Annotated in this window: 17 protein-coding genes, 2 pseudogenes and 1 riboswitch; of the genes and pseudogenes, 7 read left to right on the top strand and 12 right to left on the bottom strand. The window is 65.6% G+C overall.

Going from position 1 to position 15,916, the window contains the following annotated elements; all coding sequences use genetic code 11:
- A partial coding sequence (locus tag KIH27_RS10680; protein WP_214092929.1) for a PPE family protein occupies positions 1–1,168 on the bottom strand: 1,168 nt, incomplete at its 3' end.
- A gap of 123 nt (positions 1,169–1,291) precedes the next feature.
- Positions 1,292–3,526, bottom strand: coding sequence for an NADP-dependent isocitrate dehydrogenase (locus KIH27_RS10685; RefSeq protein ID WP_214092930.1), 2,235 nt, complete (start codon positions 3,524–3,526; stop codon positions 1,292–1,294).
- A gap of 142 nt (positions 3,527–3,668) precedes the next feature.
- A riboswitch (SAM riboswitch) is annotated at positions 3,669–3,788 on the top strand.
- A gap of 139 nt (positions 3,789–3,927) precedes the next feature.
- On the opposite strand from KIH27_RS10685, the gene KIH27_RS10690 reads away from it, so the two are divergent.
- From KIH27_RS10690 to KIH27_RS10700, 3 genes are read left to right on the top strand one after another with little or no spacing between them, the layout of a single operon-like run.
- Positions 3,928–5,253, top strand: coding sequence for a bifunctional o-acetylhomoserine/o-acetylserine sulfhydrylase (locus KIH27_RS10690; RefSeq protein ID WP_214092931.1), 1,326 nt, complete (start codon positions 3,928–3,930; stop codon positions 5,251–5,253).
- Complete coding sequence (gene metX / locus KIH27_RS10695) at positions 5,250–6,392, top strand: homoserine O-acetyltransferase MetX (RefSeq protein WP_214092932.1); 1,143 nt, start codon at positions 5,250–5,252, stop codon at positions 6,390–6,392. Before KIH27_RS10690 ends, metX begins: the two co-directional genes overlap by 4 nt.
- A complete protein-coding gene (locus KIH27_RS10700; RefSeq protein WP_214092933.1) occupies positions 6,389–7,126 on the top strand; it encodes a class I SAM-dependent methyltransferase in 738 nt (245 codons plus the stop codon). Before metX ends, KIH27_RS10700 begins: the two co-directional genes overlap by 4 nt.
- Before the next feature lie 60 nt (positions 7,127–7,186).
- Here KIH27_RS10700 and KIH27_RS23285 read toward each other — a convergent pair.
- Both KIH27_RS23285 and KIH27_RS10705 read right to left on the bottom strand, forming a co-directional pair.
- Positions 7,187–7,300: pseudogene (locus tag KIH27_RS23285) on the bottom strand (DUF5615 family PIN-like protein); the annotation flags it as partial.
- Positions 7,297–7,473, bottom strand: coding sequence for a DUF433 domain-containing protein (locus tag KIH27_RS10705; protein ID WP_307856843.1), 177 nt, complete (start codon positions 7,471–7,473; stop codon positions 7,297–7,299). The gene KIH27_RS10705 and the pseudogene KIH27_RS23285, both read right to left, overlap by 4 nt.
- Here KIH27_RS10705 and KIH27_RS22530 point away from each other — a divergent pair.
- Positions 7,403–7,555 (top strand): annotated as a pseudogene (locus KIH27_RS22530) (hypothetical protein); the annotation flags it as partial. The gene KIH27_RS10705 and the pseudogene KIH27_RS22530 sit on opposite strands and share 71 nt — an antisense overlap.
- 218 nt (positions 7,556–7,773) lie before the next feature.
- Here the strand turns inward: KIH27_RS22530 and KIH27_RS10710 are convergent.
- From KIH27_RS10710 to KIH27_RS10715, 3 genes are read right to left on the bottom strand one after another with little or no spacing between them, the layout of a single operon-like run.
- On the bottom strand, positions 7,774–8,451 hold the full coding sequence (locus KIH27_RS10710; RefSeq protein ID WP_307856842.1) for a GH25 family lysozyme: 678 nt from the start codon (positions 8,449–8,451) through the stop codon (positions 7,774–7,776).
- A complete protein-coding gene (locus KIH27_RS22535) occupies positions 8,448–8,621 on the bottom strand; it encodes a hypothetical protein (RefSeq protein ID WP_250149927.1) in 174 nt (57 codons plus the stop codon). Before KIH27_RS22535 ends, KIH27_RS10710 begins: the two co-directional genes overlap by 4 nt.
- A 51-nt stretch (positions 8,622–8,672) precedes the next feature.
- Positions 8,673–9,419: a hypothetical protein gene (locus tag KIH27_RS10715; RefSeq protein ID WP_214092935.1), complete on the bottom strand. Its 747-nt coding sequence runs from the start codon at positions 9,417–9,419 to the stop codon at positions 8,673–8,675.
- Between the two features lie 217 nt (positions 9,420–9,636).
- Between KIH27_RS10715 and KIH27_RS23380 the strand changes: the two genes are divergently transcribed.
- Together KIH27_RS23380 and KIH27_RS10725 are read left to right on the top strand one after the other, a co-directional pair.
- On the top strand, positions 9,637–10,287 hold the full coding sequence (locus tag KIH27_RS23380; protein WP_504739468.1) for a glycine-rich domain-containing protein: 651 nt from the start codon (positions 9,637–9,639) through the stop codon (positions 10,285–10,287).
- A gap of 77 nt (positions 10,288–10,364) precedes the next feature.
- A complete protein-coding gene (locus KIH27_RS10725) occupies positions 10,365–10,601 on the top strand; it encodes a hypothetical protein (protein ID WP_214092937.1) in 237 nt (78 codons plus the stop codon).
- Positions 10,602–10,923: 322 nt separating this feature from the next.
- On the opposite strand, the gene KIH27_RS10730 is transcribed toward KIH27_RS10725, so the two are convergent.
- The 3 genes from KIH27_RS10730 to KIH27_RS22985 all read right to left on the bottom strand — a co-directional run bounded on the left by KIH27_RS10730 (position 10,924) and on the right by KIH27_RS22985 (position 12,700).
- Positions 10,924–11,127, bottom strand: coding sequence for a hypothetical protein (locus KIH27_RS10730; protein ID WP_214092938.1), 204 nt, complete (start codon positions 11,125–11,127; stop codon positions 10,924–10,926).
- A 213-nt stretch (positions 11,128–11,340) separates the two neighbouring features.
- Complete coding sequence (locus tag KIH27_RS10735) at positions 11,341–12,156, bottom strand: chymotrypsin family serine protease (protein ID WP_214092939.1); 816 nt, start codon at positions 12,154–12,156, stop codon at positions 11,341–11,343.
- The gene (locus tag KIH27_RS22985) at positions 12,122–12,700 is read right to left on the bottom strand and encodes a hypothetical protein (RefSeq protein ID WP_214092940.1); all 579 of its coding nucleotides are present in this window, start codon (positions 12,698–12,700) and stop codon (positions 12,122–12,124) included. Before KIH27_RS22985 ends, KIH27_RS10735 begins: the two co-directional genes overlap by 35 nt.
- Before the next feature lie 383 nt (positions 12,701–13,083).
- Between KIH27_RS22985 and KIH27_RS10745 the strand changes: the two genes are divergently transcribed.
- Positions 13,084–13,503, top strand: coding sequence for a hypothetical protein (locus KIH27_RS10745; RefSeq protein ID WP_214092941.1), 420 nt, complete (start codon positions 13,084–13,086; stop codon positions 13,501–13,503).
- Positions 13,504–13,944: 441 nt separating this feature from the next.
- On the opposite strand, the gene KIH27_RS10750 is transcribed toward KIH27_RS10745, so the two are convergent.
- Positions 13,945–14,292, bottom strand: a complete 348-nt coding sequence (locus tag KIH27_RS10750) for a hypothetical protein (protein WP_214092942.1) — start codon at positions 14,290–14,292, stop codon at positions 13,945–13,947.
- 26 nt (positions 14,293–14,318) lie between these two features.
- Complete coding sequence (locus KIH27_RS10755) at positions 14,319–15,875, bottom strand: S53 family peptidase (RefSeq protein ID WP_214092943.1); 1,557 nt, start codon at positions 15,873–15,875, stop codon at positions 14,319–14,321.
- Between the last annotated feature and the right edge of the window lie 41 nt (positions 15,876–15,916).

Raw genomic sequence — 15,916 nt, forward strand, 5'->3', positions numbered from 1 at the left:
GGGCGGGCGCCGGCGGCGGACTCATCGCCGGGGCGAGCGGCGGCGGTAGCACCGGCGGCGTGGGCACCGCCGGGATCGCGTGCAGGCCGGCCAATCCCGCCAGGCCGGCCAGGCCGGGCAGCGGTGCGGCCAGCGGCGCCAGGGCGGCCGTCATCAGTGGCAGCATCACCGGGATCAGCACCAGCGCCTGCTCCAGCAGGGTCTTCAGCAGCGCGATGGTGTCGGTGATGATCGTGAAGATGGCCTCCCCCGCGGTGAACAGCAGGGTGAGCCCGATGGTGGCGGGGTTGCCCGAAGCGAAGGCCGCGGTGAGGTCTGCGCCGATGAACCCGAACGTCTCGGACAGGAACGCGGCGTACTGGCTGAACGTCATCGGATAGCCCAGTGCGAACGCCACATTGAACGGACTGAGGAAGGACAGCGGGTTGCCGGTGAACGTCAGATAGGGGTCGAAGCCGTTGAAGATCGACTGCAGGTAGGGGTTGTTGGCCAGTGCGTTGACCATCGGCTGGATGACGTTGTTGTAGAAGTCCAGGTAGCCGTGACTGGCCATCCAGTTCATGATGTCCTGCTCGGTGTCCGGCGGCAGCGGCGGCCAGTTGCCTGTCGAATTGTCCGCTGCGGAACCTGATTTCACGATCTGCGGCGCGTTCTCGGTGTGCGGCGACGATGTCACCGTCGCGGTGGCCACCGCCTGATATCCGCTCATCACGGTGGCGGCCTGCACCCACATCCGGCCGTAGTCGGCCTCGTTGAGCGCGATCGGGATCGTGTTGACACCGAAGAAATTGGTGGCCAGCAGCACCCCGTGCACGGCGTGGTTGGCGGCCAGTTCGGCCAGCGTCGGCATCGCCGCGAGCGCACCGGTGTAGGCGCTGCCCGCGACCTCCTGTTGCGCCGCCGTCACCACACTGTCGAAGGCCGCCTGTGCCAGCCAGGCCAGGTACGGCAGGTTGGCCGCCACGAACGTCTCGGCGCTCGGGCCCTGCCACGATCCGGCCTGCACCGCACCCAGCAGCTGTGTCAGCTCATCGGCGATCTCGGCGTATTCGGCGCCCAGCCGGCCCCACGCCGCGGCCGAAGCCAGCAGCGGACCCGCCCCGGGACCGGCCGACAGCAGGGTGGCGTGGACTTCGGGTGGGGATGCGATCCAGATCGGCGCGGTCATGACCTGCGCATTGTCCCATGCCGAGCCTCGCCGAGCGTGAAGTTACGTTCACTCTCGATGCGCGAGCGTGAACCTGCGTTCACGCTCGGCGAGGGGCGGCGGCGAAGACTTCGCTGCCCGCGCTCAGTCCTTGGCGTCGATCACCGAGTTCAGCGTCTTACTCGGGCGCATCACCGCCGCCGTCAGCGCCGGGTCCGGCTCGTAGTAGCCGCCGATGTCCACCGGCTTGCCCTGCACCGCGTTGAGTTCGGCCACGATCGTCGTCTCGTCGGCGGCGAGCTTGTCGGCCAGCGCGGCGAAGTGCTTGGCCAGTTCGGCGTCCTCGGTCTGTGCGGCCAGCTTCTGCGCCCAGTACAGGGCCAGGTAGAACTGACTACCCCGGTTGTCGAGTTCGCCGGTCTTGCGCGACGGGCTCTTGTTCTCGTCGAGCAGTTCCCCGATCGCCGCGTCCAGGGTCTCGCCGAGGATCTTGGCGTGGGCGTTGCCGGCCTTGACGCCGATGTCGTCGAAGCAGGCCGCCAGCGCCAGGAACTCACCGAGCGAGTCCCAGCGCAGGTGGTTCTCCTCCACCAGCTGCTTGACGTGCTTGGGCGCCGAACCGCCGGCACCGGTCTCGTACATACCGCCGCCGGCCATCAGCGGCACGATCGACAGCATCTTGGCGCTGGTGCCCAACTCCAGGATCGGGAACAGGTCGGTGAGGTAGTCCCGCAGGATGTTGCCGGTGGCGGCGATGGTGTCCCGGCCGCGGATCAGCCGCTCCAGCGTGTAGCGCATCGCCCACACCTGCGGCATGACGCGGATGTCCAGCCCCTCGGTGTCGTGCTCGCCGAGGTAGGTGTGCACCTTCTTGCGCAGCTCGTTCTCGTGCGGCCGCTCGTCGTCCAGCCAGAACACCACCGGCATGCCGGAGGCGCGCGCCCGGTTGACGGCCAGCTTCACCCAGTCCCGGATCGGGGCGTCGCGCACGATCGGCATCCGCCAGATGTCGCCGGTCTCCACCTCCTGGGTGAGCAGCACCTCACCGGTGGCCAGGTCGACGATGTTGGCGGTGCCGTCCTCGGGGATCTCAAAGGTCTTGTCGTGGCTGCCGTACTCCTCGGCCTTCTGTGCCATCAGCCCGACGTTGGGCACGGTGCCCATCGTGGTGGGGTCGAACGCGCCGTTGGTCTTGCAGAAGTTGATGATCTCCTGGTACATCCGGGCGAACGTCGACTCCGGGTTGACCGCCTTGGTGTCCTTCTGCCGGCCGTCGGCGCCGTACATCTTGCCGCCGGCCCGGATCATCGCCGGCATGGAGGCGTCCACGATCACGTCCGAGGGCGAGTGGAAGTTGGTGATGCCGTGCGCCGAGTCGACCATCGCCAACTCGGGGCGGTGCTCGTGGCAGGCGTGCAGGTCCTCGACGATCTCGTCACGCTGCGAGGCGGGCAGCGTGTCGATCTTGTTGTAGAGGTCCACCATGCCGTTGTTGACGTTGACGCCGAGCTCGTCGAAGAGCTTCTGGTGCTTGGCGAATGCGTCCTTGTAGAACACCTTGATGGCGTGGCCGAACACGATCGGGTGGCTGACCTTCATCATGGTCGCCTTGACGTGCAGCGAGAACATCACGCCGGTGACGCGGGCGTCCTCCATCTGCTCCTCGTAGAAGTCGCAGAGTGCCTTGACGCTCATGAACATCGAGTCGATGATGTCGCCGTCGAGCAGCGACACCTTCTCCTTGAGCACGATCGTCTTGCCCGACTTGGTGATCAGCTCCATCTTCACGTCGCGGGCTTTGTCCAGCGTCATCGACTTCTCACCGTGGTAGAAGTCGCCGTGGCGCATGGTCGCGACGTGGGTGCGCGACGCCATCGACCACCTGCCCATGCTGTGCGGGTGCTTGCGGGCGTACTCCTTGACCGCCTTGGGGGCGCGCCGGTCCGAGTTCCCTTCGCGCAGAACCGGGTTCACCGCGCTACCCAGGCACTTGGCGTACCGGTCGCGGATGTCCTTCTCCTGGTCGGTCTTCGGGTCCTCCGGGTAGTCCGGCAGCCGGAATCCCTTGTCCTGCAACTCCTTGATGGCCGCGACCAGCTGCGGTACCGACGCGCTGATGTTGGGCAGCTTGATGATGGCGGTGTCCGGCAGGTGGGTGAGCCGGCCCAGCTCGGTCAGGTTGTCCGGCACCCGCTGCTGCTCGGTCAGATAGTCGGGGAACGCGGCGAGAATGCGTGCGGCCACCGAGATATCGCTGGGTTTGACGTCGATACCCGCCGGCCCGGTGAAGGCCTGCACGATCGGCAGGAACGAGTACGTCGCCAGCAGCGGCGCCTCGTCAGTCAGCGTGTAGATGATGGTCGGCTGGTCGGCGCCCATGGCTGCTCTCCCTTTGTCAGGGTCGTGTGTTGTGAGGTCCCGCGTTGTACACGGCGGCATCAGTATCGCGCACCCGTCCGGCGCCCGACACCGGCGGTGAGCAGGTGGCGGTGACTCGCTGACATGCGATAGGCTGCGAAACGGTCATGAGTGTCAGCGTCAAGCCCCGGCTCGCTGGCCGGCAACCCTCCAACCGCGGTGGGGTGCCCCGGGTGATTGACCGGGTTGAGTAGCCACCACGGCTACACGGCAAGCGCGGGTCCGGATGTGACGGACCCCCCGAGTAGACAGGGGAACTCCTGGTGCGTGCCTCTCTGCGCCGGCTCACGGGCTGTTGTTGTCGCTGAATTCTCCTTCTGCAGCGACCCACAACCATCCCGACCCCAAGAAAGCATCCGACTATGACCGCCGGTAACAACTGGTCGTTCGAGACCAAGCAGATCCACGTCGGCCACGCCGGTGACCCGGAAACCGGGTCGCGCGCCCTGCCGATCTACCAGACCACGTCGTACCTGTTCAGCGACACCGACGAGGCCGCCGGCCGGTTCGCGCTGACCACCCCCGGCAACATCTACACCCGGCTGACCAACCCGACCAGCGCGGTCATCGAGGAGCGCGTCGCGGCGCTGGAGGGCGGGGTCGCGGCGACGTTCCTGGCCGCCGGGCAGGCCGCCGCCACCTACTCGATCTTCAACCTGGCCGGCGCCGGGGACCACATCGTGGCCAGCCCGCGACTGTACGGCGGCACCTACAACCTGTTCCGCTACTCGCTGCCCAAGCTCGGCATCGAGGTCAGCTTCGTCGACGACCCCGACGACCCCGCTTCCTGGCGCGCGGCGATCAAGCCGAACACCAAGGCGTTCTTCGCCGAGACCATCTCCAACCCGAAGATCGACGTGCTCGACGTGCCCGGGGTGTCGGCGGTGGCGCACGCCGACGGCATCCCGCTGATAGTCGACAACACCATCGCCACCCCGTACCTGCTGCAGCCGATCGCCCACGGCGCCGACATCGTCGTGCACTCGGCCACCAAGTACCTGGGCGGGCACGGCACCGCGATCGCCGGCGTCGTCGTCGACAGCGGCAACTTCGACTGGACGCAGGGCCGCCACCCCGGCTTCACCACCCCCGACCCGTCCTACAACGGCCTGGTCTACGCCGACCTGGGGCCGCCGGCCTACGCGGTGAAGATCCGCGCGCAGCTGATGCGCGACTACGGTGCGGTGGCCTCGCCGTTCAACGCGTTCCTGATCGCGCAGGGTCTGGAGACGCTGAGCCTGCGGGTGGAGCGCCACGTCGCCAACGCCCAGCGGGTCGCCGAGTTCCTGGCGGGCCACGACGGGGTGCTGGCCGTCAACTACGCCGGGCTGCCCAGTTCGCCGTGGCATGAGCGGGCCAAGCAACTCGCCCCGCGCGGCGTCGGCGGGGTGCTGTCGTTCGAGCTGGACGGCGGGATCGAGGCCGGCAAGGCGTTCGTCAACGCGCTGCAGCTGCACAGCCACGTCGCCAACATCGGCGACGTGCGCTCGCTGGTGATCCACCCGGCGTCGACGACGCACAGCCAGCTCGCCGAGGAGGAGTTGCTGACCACCGGCGTCACGCCGGGCCTGGTGCGACTGTCGGTGGGCATCGAGGGCATCGACGACATCCTGGCCGACCTGGAACTCGGGTTCGCCGCAGCACGCCCACACCGGGCCGGGTTGACCGGAGCCCAGGGGCACCGGTGACAATCTCCGACGTGTCGACGCAGCTGCTGCCCGCTGAGGGTGAGATCGGCGTGGTCGACGTCGGCCCGCTGCAGCTGGAGAACGGCACGGTGCTGCCGGACGTCAGCATCGCCGTGCAGCGCTGGGGTGAGCCGTCACCGGCCCGCGACAACATCGTCATGGTGCTGCACGCGCTGACCGGCGACTCGCACGTCACCGGGCCGGCCGGGCCGGGTCACCCGACCGCCGGCTGGTGGGACGGGATCATCGGGCCGGGTGCACCGATCGACACCGACCGGTGGTGCGCGGTGGCCACCAACACCCTCGGCGGCTGCCGAGGCTCGACCGGCCCGAGTTCACTGGCCCGCGACGGGAAGCCTTGGGGCTCACGGTTTCCGACGATCTCGATCCGCGACCAGGTGGCCGCCGACGTAGCCGCGCTGGCCGCGCTGGGCATCACCGAGGTGGCCGCGGTGGCGGGCGGGTCGATGGGCGGTGCCCGCGCGCTGGAGTGGATGGTCAGCCATCCCGACCGGGTCGGCGCCGGACTGCTGCTGGCGGTCGGGGCACGCGCCACCGCCGACCAGATCGGCACCCAGTCCACCCAGGTCGCCGCGATCAAGGCCGACCCGAACTGGTGCGGCGGCGACTACCACGGCACCGGCCGCACCCCGGCCGACGGCCTGTCGATCGCCCGGCGGATCGCGCACCTGACCTACCGGGGCGAGGAGGAACTGGACCGCCGGTTCGCCAATAGCGCGCAGTCCGGGGACGGCCCAGTGGACCCGGCCGCCGGCGACCTTTACGCGGTGGAGAGCTACCTGCAGCATCAGGGCGGCAAGCTGGTCTCCCGGTTCGACGCCGGCAGCTACGTCACGCTGACCGAGTCGCTGTCCGGGTACGACGTGGGCCGCGGACGAGGTGGAGTCGAGGCAGCATTGGGCGGTTGCCCGGTGCCGGCGGTCGTCGCCGGCATCACCTCCGACCGGCTGTACCCGCTGCGGCTGCAGGCCGAGCTGGCCGAGCTGCTGCCCGGCTGCGCGGGGCTGGAGGTGATCGACTCGATCACCGGCCACGACGGCTTCCTGCTGGAGACCGAGCCGGTCGGCGAGCTGATCCGGCAGACCCTGGCGCTGGCCGAGAGGGCCCGCCGGCGGTGAACCAGGCCCGGCACGATCGCTCCCTGTCGTTCGGTTCCCAGGCCGCCGCCTACGAGCGCGGCCGGCCGTCCTACCCGCCGGAGGCCATCGACTGGCTGCTGCCACCGCACGCCCGCGACGTCCTGGACCTGGGCGCCGGCACCGGAAAACTCACCGCCCGGCTGGTCGAGCGCGGCCTCTCGGTGGTGGCCGTCGACCCGATCGCCGAGATGCTGGAGGTGCTGCGCGCCTCGCTGCCGGAGACGCCCGCACTGCTGGGGACCGCCGAGCAGATCCCGCTGGCCGACGACAGCGTCGACGCCGTGCTGGTGGCGCAGGCCTGGCACTGGTTCGACCCGGAGCGGGCGATTCCCGAGCTGGTGCGGGTGCTGCGGCCCGGCGGGCGACTGGGGCTGGTCTTCAACACCCGCGACGAGCGGCTGGGCTGGGTGAAGGAACTGGGCGCCATCATCGGCCGCGAGGATGCCCGCGACGTGGTGGATGCCGGGGTGACGCTGCCAGCGCCGTTCACCGGCATCGAGCATCACGAGGTGGAGTGGACCAACTACCTGACGCCGCAGGCCCTGATCGACCTGGTGGCCTCGCGCAGCTACTGCATCACCTCACCGGACGCGGTACGCACCAAGACCCTCGACCAGGTGCGCCAGTTGTTGGCGACGCATCCCGGGCTGGCCGGGGCGGGTGGGGTGGCGCTGCCGTACGTCACGGTGTGCGTGCGCGCGACCGTCGGCTGAGTCCCTCGTATCGGCGCTGATCAGCACGCGCTCCTCGACAAAGGCCAGCGCGAGCACCACCTCATCGGTGGCGCTTGTCAATCCACGGTCACGAACATGGATGACATCGTGACCAGCTTCGAGGAGAAAGCCGGACACTGCCGGCGAAAGATTCTCGTCCAGCAACAGCCTCATGCGGTCGAGCGCAACGGCAGCTCGCGCTCCCGCACCGCTTCAGCCGCGTAGCGCAGGGCCTCGACAATATCTTCTGCTTCAAGATCGGGAAGCTCGCTGAGGATCTCGGTCGGCGTCATCTGGTCGGCGATCATCGCGACCACAGTCGCCACCGGGATACGCAAGCCGCGAATGCACGGCATGCCCTCCATTACGGCTGGGTCGATGGTGACGCGGGTGAATCCCATGCCCCTAAGGTTATACGGTTGCGAAACGCCCGTGCAGCTCTTGGACCATGCGACTGTCCGACCCACTGACACGGGCTACCTCACGTGTCGCTAACAACACCCATAGCCTCGCCAACGCTTCCACCAGCGGTTTTGCTGATCAGGCGCAACCGAAACGACACACGACGCTGACCTTCCTGGCAAGTCCGGAACCTACCCCCTTACGGTCCGAGATCAGCCAGACCCGGATGAGGTGGTGACCAGCGGTTATAGCGCTACAGCCGCGTCGGGTGTGGGCGTGTGGGTGGTCGGGGTGGTGCCGAACAGGACTCGCAGGTCCGCACCTTGGTAGGCGTTGCAGTCGACGGTGTGCCCGGCGATGAGGGCTTGGTTGGTGAACTGCCAGGCGGCTGGGGTGGCGCCGCCGTAGGGTGCCCAGCCTGCGCCGGTGTTGGCGCCGGAGTTGGCGTAGATGGTGGAGGCGTACCCTCCGCCGTCGGGATAACCGGATGAGACCAGGTAGTTGGTCAGCCCTGCTAGAGTTCCGCCGCCTTCCTGCTGCCAGTACCAGTGTGGGTAGTAACCCAGTTGCACGGTGATGCCGGCGGTGTTGAACGCATCGACGACGGTGGTCAGGTTGTCCAGATTACCGCCGTTGGCTTCCCAGTCCAGCATCGCCACCGGCCCGCCGTTGTTGGCCAACCAGGTCCGGGTCTGGGCGGCTGCGTCGTCGGTAGTGACGTAGTGATAGCCGATGACGGGCAGGTCGTTGGTTCGGGACCATTGCTGCACGGTCGGCCAGTAGGGGTCTTCGTAGTAGCTGCCCTCGGAGACTTTGTGGCAGATACCGCTAAAGCCTTCGGATACAAGCTGTTCCAGGAAGTTGATGGCGTCTTGGGTCGATGCCCAGTTGTTGTTGCTGCAATCGGGGTAGAACAGGGTCACGGCCGGTGCCAATGGTCGGTGTGGGCAAGGCGCTTGGTGGTCCGCACCAGGCCGTCATGCTCGCGGCGCACCTGCCAGCACAGTCCGTCCTCGGTTTTGATCGCGGTGGCGACCGCTCCGGCTTGGCGGCGGACCTCCCCGGCCCGGGTCGGGCGACCGTGTTTGTTCACCGACGAATCCTAGAACTGCGGGCCGCGACTACGGAGCTTGTCCTCGTTGGGTTACAGCCCGGACGGTATGTCGAAGAAGTCCGGGGTGGCGGCGGCATCACCAGTCCCGCCGTCGCCCATGAGGTCGGCGATGACCATGAACGGTATCGACTCGAACTCGGTGGGCACAAAGTTGGCATCGGCTACGACCTGATCTTGCAGGGCGGTTGTGATGGCCGATTCCGTGCCGCCGGCGATGGCGGTGGCGAGTCCTTGATCGGCGGTGAGCAGGTCTTGAGCCTCGGTGGCCCAGCTCTGGTTGAGCGGCTCGAAAAACCACTGATCGATCACCGTCGACAGGGGACCGGTGTCTGCGAGCACGAGCGACTCGACCGGCTTCAAGTCATCGTTGATGAGCTGCAGACCTGTGTCATCCAGGTTCATTGAGCTGCTGATGTTCTGAGTCAGCTGCGCCTGAAGGTCACTCGGGGCGGTGGAGATGTCGATACCGGCGAGCACGGACTTGTCGTCGGTGAAATCCGTTACGGCGGTGCCCAACGGGTCAGTCGAGCTGGTGGTGCCAGTGGCGTCCGCCGCCCCGCTGAGGGCCGGGCCACCAAGCAGGTTCTCCACGTCGGCCCACAACCAACCTAGACCCGAACCGCTTGTGGCACTGGTGATATCGGCAATGTCTGCACCGGGGGCGGCGTGAGCGGCACCTGATCCAAGCATCACGGCCGTGGCAATGGCCCCGCCGACAACAATCGCACCCGCGCCGAACCGGCACACGCCCTGAGCGGACATCTGAAAAACCTCCATGCAAAACACTGCTTCTCATCAGGAACTGGCGCCCGATGATAACACTTTCGCGCCGGGCTGTGCCAGAGTGAAAGTGGTTCGGGCGGAACTCATCTCACCATCCACACAATGGGAGGAAACTGGTGATCGCCTGCAAAATTTCTGTGCAATCTTGGGTCACATCTCGCTGCGGAATCTGGCCCCATATCAAGGTGCGGCCTGGTAGCGTCGAAGCACTATGACGACCCCAAGTTACCCGAATTTAGCGGCGGCTTTGCAGCTGCTTTCGGACAAAGCGCAAGTTCTGGTCGAGCAGTTCCAAAACCAGGGCACCAGTGGCAGCCCTCAACTGGTCAGCATCACGACTCCAGGCCCCTACACTGTGAACGTCCCGTCGGGGGCGACGTCTGTCGACGTCGTGCTATACGGCGGTGGTGGTGGCGGTGGCGCTTACGACGGTGCGGCTGGTAGTCCGGGCGGGGCGACGACTTGTTCGATTGCCGGCGGCCCGGGTGGTGGCGGAGGCGGAGGCGGGGGCAGCGGCGAGGGGCAAAACTCTGCCGGTCTCATGCAGGAGGGCGTCAACGTCAATGGTCAGGATTACCCGGGCGGTGCTGGAGGCTCAGCAGGCGTCGACAGTCCTGGGGGCAACGGCGCGACGCCCGGTGGGGGCGGAGGCGGTGGCGGCGGCGGAACATCGGGCACCGAGGGCGGCGCTGGTGGCGGCGCTGGTGGGATCGGTTCCGACTCGGTAACGATTACGAGCGCCCTGACTCAGATCACCGGCACCGTGGGTGCGGGGGGTTTTGGTGGCGTCCCCAACAGTGGCGGTGTTGCGGGCGGCAACGGCGGCAACGGCGCCGCCTACTTCTACTTTCACGTCGGATGATTGATCCTCAAGACGACGTAACGGCCACGAGTGATGTCCAACAGCCCCGCACAACCACGAGCTATGAGGTTAAGTAGATGACCAATCCCCAAGCCCCCACGACGGCAGCTGAAGCCCATGGTCAGATGGTGGAAGCGCTAAATAATCTCGTTGGTGCATTCGAAACGTTGGCCGAGGACGCTCTCACCGACCCTATTCTTATGGGTTCGGCTGGAGAATTTATTCGGTCGCTGGCCGAAGATGTCCCCGACATTATTTTGGATATCATCGGTATTGCGTCATGCGGCGCGGCCCTTGTTGGGGACGATGTGTAATATTCACAGGCGTGGTACTAGAATGGTGTGAGGAGTAAAGTCGATAATAGATCGCCGGATGCCTTTGCTGTCTCTCCGCGACATATCAAGGGTTCGATGAGTATGATCTACAAAATCAAAAAATGCGAATAAACTATTTCAAAATTGGTGACAACAATTGCTCTTCGCCATGCCCATATCATGGGCTTAGAATTTTCATTCTATAGCATAATATCTTATCCAGATATCACCACGCATTGACTACTTCCTGTGCGCAAGAAAGTGCAGGAAGGACGGTGTCAACATCGGTGACCGTTCGGATGACACGCTTTGACGCTAGATGTCACCCGCCCGCCAAGTCGCAAACAGCATCCTGAACTTCACCAAGCACGTACTCAGTCACCGACAAGATAGTCGAGATCGCCTCCAAGAGGGCATCGAGCCCGTCAAGGATGTACAGATTATTTTTGTCCAGAAAATTGGCCACCGCGGTAGCAACCTCAGTGACTATTCCATAGATATCGATTTGAAACTCTTCTAGGGTCACCTTGTTAACGATACCACTACGACTTGCACAATTTCAACCCACCGAGTAGTGAAGCGCAGAGTGCCCACGAAACATTCTCGATGTATCACGTAAGAATGCCAGCAACACCGAATCGGCGGACTTTTACAGCGCCCAACGGCAGGCGTCCCCTGTAGGTCCATGGTGGGAGAAACCCCAGCCCGGAAACAGGAAGCTAGCCCCAACCAGCTCACCTCATGCTGAGATCGGGATGAACCCGGAGCCGGGCGCGTCTCCGACGTTGACGTCGTCGAGAATCCGGCTGAACTTCGTCATGTGCGTGAATTGATGCGGGGGATGTACTTGAAACTGACCGGCGTAGCCAGGCATGAACGTGCCGTCGGTGATCATGCCGATCAGCTGGTCATTGGAGGTAACCGGGCCGCCGTTGTCGCCGGGTTGGTAGTCACCCCGCGGCATGGACATGTGCGGTCCGGGACCAGGGATGGTGCTGTTGTCGCTGCAGAAGTCACCGGTGGCGGCGCCGAGTCGGCATTCGGGCTGGTGCCATTCCGGGTCAGGGCCGATGCTGTTGATGACGAAGCCAGCGAAATTGGCGATGGGGGTGATTTTGGTGGGGTCGAATTTAATCACCGCGTAATCCAGCCCAGGGTTGTTGCCGATGGCCACCACGGTACCCACCGGCCCGAGGTCCTCGGAGCCCTCAGCAACGACTGGGGAGTCCGGTCCGCCGCAGCTCGCGGCGGTGAAACCGACCAGATCCCCGGTCTTGTCGTGGCCAATGGTGGTCAGGGTGCAGTAGATGCCGTTGACGATGATGCCTGCCCCGCCGCCCAGCGGGAGTGCGGCTGCGGCGACCGGAGCACGCGCCACGGCCAGCAGAGGCAACAGCAGGCACACGACGATCCGCCAGCGATATCCCGGCCTCACAATTCGCGCCCTAAAAGGCGCCCAGCTGCCGAATACAACTCGGAGGATTGTCGATGTCGGAGAAATCGTCGCCAGCGTGCGGCGGTCAGGTGTAGAAGCACAGGAATGCGGCGCCGTCACCGCCGTTGCCGCCCGGCGAGTTCGCGCTTGTGGCGCCTCCGGTGCCCCCGGCCCCGACGACCACCGCGATCTCGGTCATCCCGGAGCTGATCGTCTGGGTGTAGGGCTCGACCCCGCCGCCACCGCCGCCGCCACCACCCAAGGTGCCACCTGTTCCGCCGCCGCCTCCACCGCCGCCCCCGCCGGGTGCCGCGCCGTTGCCTCCAGCACTGTTGACGCCCGCTGCGCCGCCGGCGGCACCCGTGTAATTTCGGCCATTGAAGTTGACGCTGGACGATGACCCGCCGTAGCCGGCGGTACCTGTTTCGCTTTCGCCTCCGCCTCCGCCTCCGGTGGCATAGATGGAGACACCTCCACCGTTTACCGCCGCGGTTGACGTGCCGCCGGTGGTCCCGCCTGTGGCGCCGGTCTGGTCGTCGTATCCGCCTCCTCCGCCTCCGCCGCCATAGACGATCATGTCGACGGCGGTCGCGGTGGGCGGGATCGGGATGGTGTAGGCGCCGGGCACGGTGAGGGTGACCAGTTGGACGGTGGTGCCGCCCATGCCTTGGTTCTGGAAGTTTTGATTGAGAGATTGAGCTTTGTTGGCAAGTTGCTGGAAAGTTGTTGCGAGCTGAGGGTAATTCGGCGTGGTCATAGCTCCTGAAGGTAGCAGGCAAGAGGCCGCGGCGTCTGGGGATTTTCTAGGAATTTCAGAGTGACGGATCGACGTGTCGACGCACGGTTGCCACGGTTGCTCAGCGACGGCGCGAGCCTGGTCGACAGTCCGCGCCGCGCTGCCGCGCCGGGCCACACTGTTGGCTGACGTGGTGAACGCTTCCACGTTGTATCGGATCATGATTGTGTAATCGTTTGGGACGGAAGTTATCTCGGCACCCACGCGCGTGGTCGTTGATTTCTGTCCGAGTGTGGCCTTACGTTGGACGGATGCAGATAGAAGGTCTTTTTCTCGCTGAAGACGCCCAGGTCGTCGATAACAAGCTCTACGCCACTGGTGGCGTGCCGAAGTCCATCCAAGTACCCCGCGCCGGGCAGCTCAACGACGAGGGCGAGATGGCGGCCGCGTCCTACAGCCTGGTGACGTTGATGGAGTTCGGACCCGACGACGGTACGAGGCCGTATCGGATGACTACCGAATTGGTCGACGCCGAGGGCAACAAGCGTGTCGTCGCCGATGGCGAGATCATCCCAGTTACCAGCGCTCCGGGCGCGGGCGCCGGTGAGAAATGTTTCTCGGTGTCGGAGCTGCGAATCAATGCGGACAAGGACGGCCGCATGATGTTGGTTCAAACGATCGACGGCGGCAGCTCGATGAGTATCCCCGTGACACTGCATATCGTCGACTGAGGGCCGATTCTCGATCGTATCGAGGTGCAGCCTGATAGCGTCAATGAACTATGATGGCCCCAATTTATCGGCAGCTTGCAGCGACTTTCCAACAGATCGCCGTGAGGGCTGAATCCGTGGCGCTGCAGTTTCAAAGCAAAGGTACCGGCGGTAGCCCTCAGCTGGTCGGTGCCACGTCAGCCGGCCCTTACGCCGTCACCATCCCGTCCACCGCGACCTGTATCGAAATCAAGCTGTCCGGCGGCGGCGGTGGCGGGTCTATGCCGGTGCCGAGGGTAGCGCCGGGGCGGCGCGACTTGTTGGATGACCATTGGTCAGGGTGGTGGGGACAGAGCTGGCGACGGCGAGGGCAAAAACGCTGAAAACGTCAACGTCGATGGTCAGATTGGTCCGGCTCCCCGGCTGGCACGATGACCATCACACCAAACATGGTGGCGTTCGCTAGCGCGGTGTGCATGGCGGTGCGTGCTTGGCGGTCCAGGAGTTCTCCAGACTGTCCGGCCTGATCGAGAGCGCCGAGCGCTTACTAACACGGTTATGAGCTGCGCGGGAGATGGCTTGGTAGACACCATGATCGGCGTTCGGCGTGAAATATACCACGGTCATGGCGGCGGCGATTAGGTTGGCCAAGCTGCCGCCGTTGGCTTCCCAGTCCAGCATCGCCACCGGCCCGCCGTTGTTGGCCGTCCAGGTGCGGGCTTGGGTGGCTGGGTCATCGGTGGTGACGTAGTGATAGCCGATCAGGGGCAGGTCGTTTGTCTCGGCACCATGGGGTGTTCGGGTTTTCATCGCCGCAGTTGGTCATGCCACATTGGCTATTCGCTTTGCTCTGATGAGTTGCCTGGGTCCGCACTCAAGGCCGTCAGCGCGGTCAGCAGGGCCTGGCCGTTGGGGCTGCCCAGGCCGGTGCACGGGTCCCAGCCCGGGCTGGCGGTGTAAACGCCGTTGGTGCCGATGGTGATGTCGCGGAAGGCGCTGCTCCCGATCTGGTAGAGGGCTCGGTGGGGGTCTCCCAGTGGGCGGCCGAGCTGCTGGTTGAGCCGCGCCACCAGCGCCGCCCATAGCGGGGCCACGGCGCTGGTGCCGCCGAGCACCTGATCAGTGCCGTCCACACACACCTGATAGCCGGTGAGCGGGTCGGCGTTACCGGCGACATCGGGTACCCCACGGCCCGCGGAGCCGTCAGGTGTGGTGGGCACCGTGACGGCGTGCTGCCAATCGGGTATCGCGAAGTCGACACTCACCCCGCCGCCGGTGGCGCCTTGGCCAAGAGTTGTGTCGTTCCACACTGTTTCGTTGCTGATCGTGTCGCCGCCGGCGATCAGGGTAGTGCCGCCACAGGCCAGCGCGTAGGGACTCGACGCCGGAAAGTCCACGTGCGGCGTACCGTCGTTATCGCCGTCGGAGGAACCGTTATCCCCGGCGGATGCGGTCACCGTGACACCAAGCAGGGCGGCGTCCTGCAGCGCGGTCTGCATAGCGGCCAGCGCCTGGTTGCTCCAAGTAGGCTCCGGGGCACCCCAGCTGATCGAGATCACCGACGGCTTATGCGCGCTGTCATGAATTGCTTGGGAGATGGCTTCATAGAAACCCTGGTCGGTGTTCGGCGCGAAATACACCACGATGGCAGCAGCGGGAGCCAGGGCGCCGAGCACCTCGATGTCGAGCATCACTTCGGTATCCGCGGGCCTGCCGGGCAGGTTGAGGCCGCCGACAACCGAAACGGCGGTCACCGAGGGCATTGTGGTCAGGCCTAGTGAGGTGAAGTAGGTCTCAAGGTCGTTGGTGCGGTAGCCGCCGCCGAGTTCGATGACGGCCACGGTTTGGCCGCTGCCGTCCGTGCCAGCGGGGAAGCCGTACAGCTGGCCAAGTTGGATCGGCGTGTAGGTGTGGCTGGGTTGCGCGTGCGGCTGGCGGACGTGCGGGGCAGCGATGGGGCGGCGATCCAGTCCGAGCACCGCGATAACACCGTCGGGCAAGGTCGGTGCGCCGGCGCACCCCAACAACATCGGACCGCCCTCGACGCTCTGATAGCTGCCCAGCTGCACACCGAACGCGCGCTGCAGGGCGGTCGATGACCCGCGCACGTGCAGGACCCGGCGGTGCGGCTGGCAGCCAGTCTCCTGCAGGCCGTGTGCGGCCGTGAATTCGCGCAGGCGTGCGATGTCGGCCGGGTCCGCGCCGCAAAGGTTGGGGAAAGCGTGGTGACTGACCGCAGGCGGCTGAGGCCACCCCGCCGAGGCCGGCGCCCCGCCGCGGCGGCGCAACACCACAGTGACTTCGATGGGTTCCTCGCCGTGGTGCGGACCCACATAGCGGGTCCCCGCACGCGCCGGCCGACCCTGCGAGATGCCTACTTCACCGCTCATCATGATGCGTCCTTCACAGCCGACGGCGGGCAACCCTGAATGTT

It is taken from the genome of Mycolicibacter acidiphilus (assembly GCF_018455725.1).
Lineage (GTDB): Bacteria > Actinomycetota > Actinomycetes > Mycobacteriales > Mycobacteriaceae > Mycobacterium > Mycobacterium acidiphilum.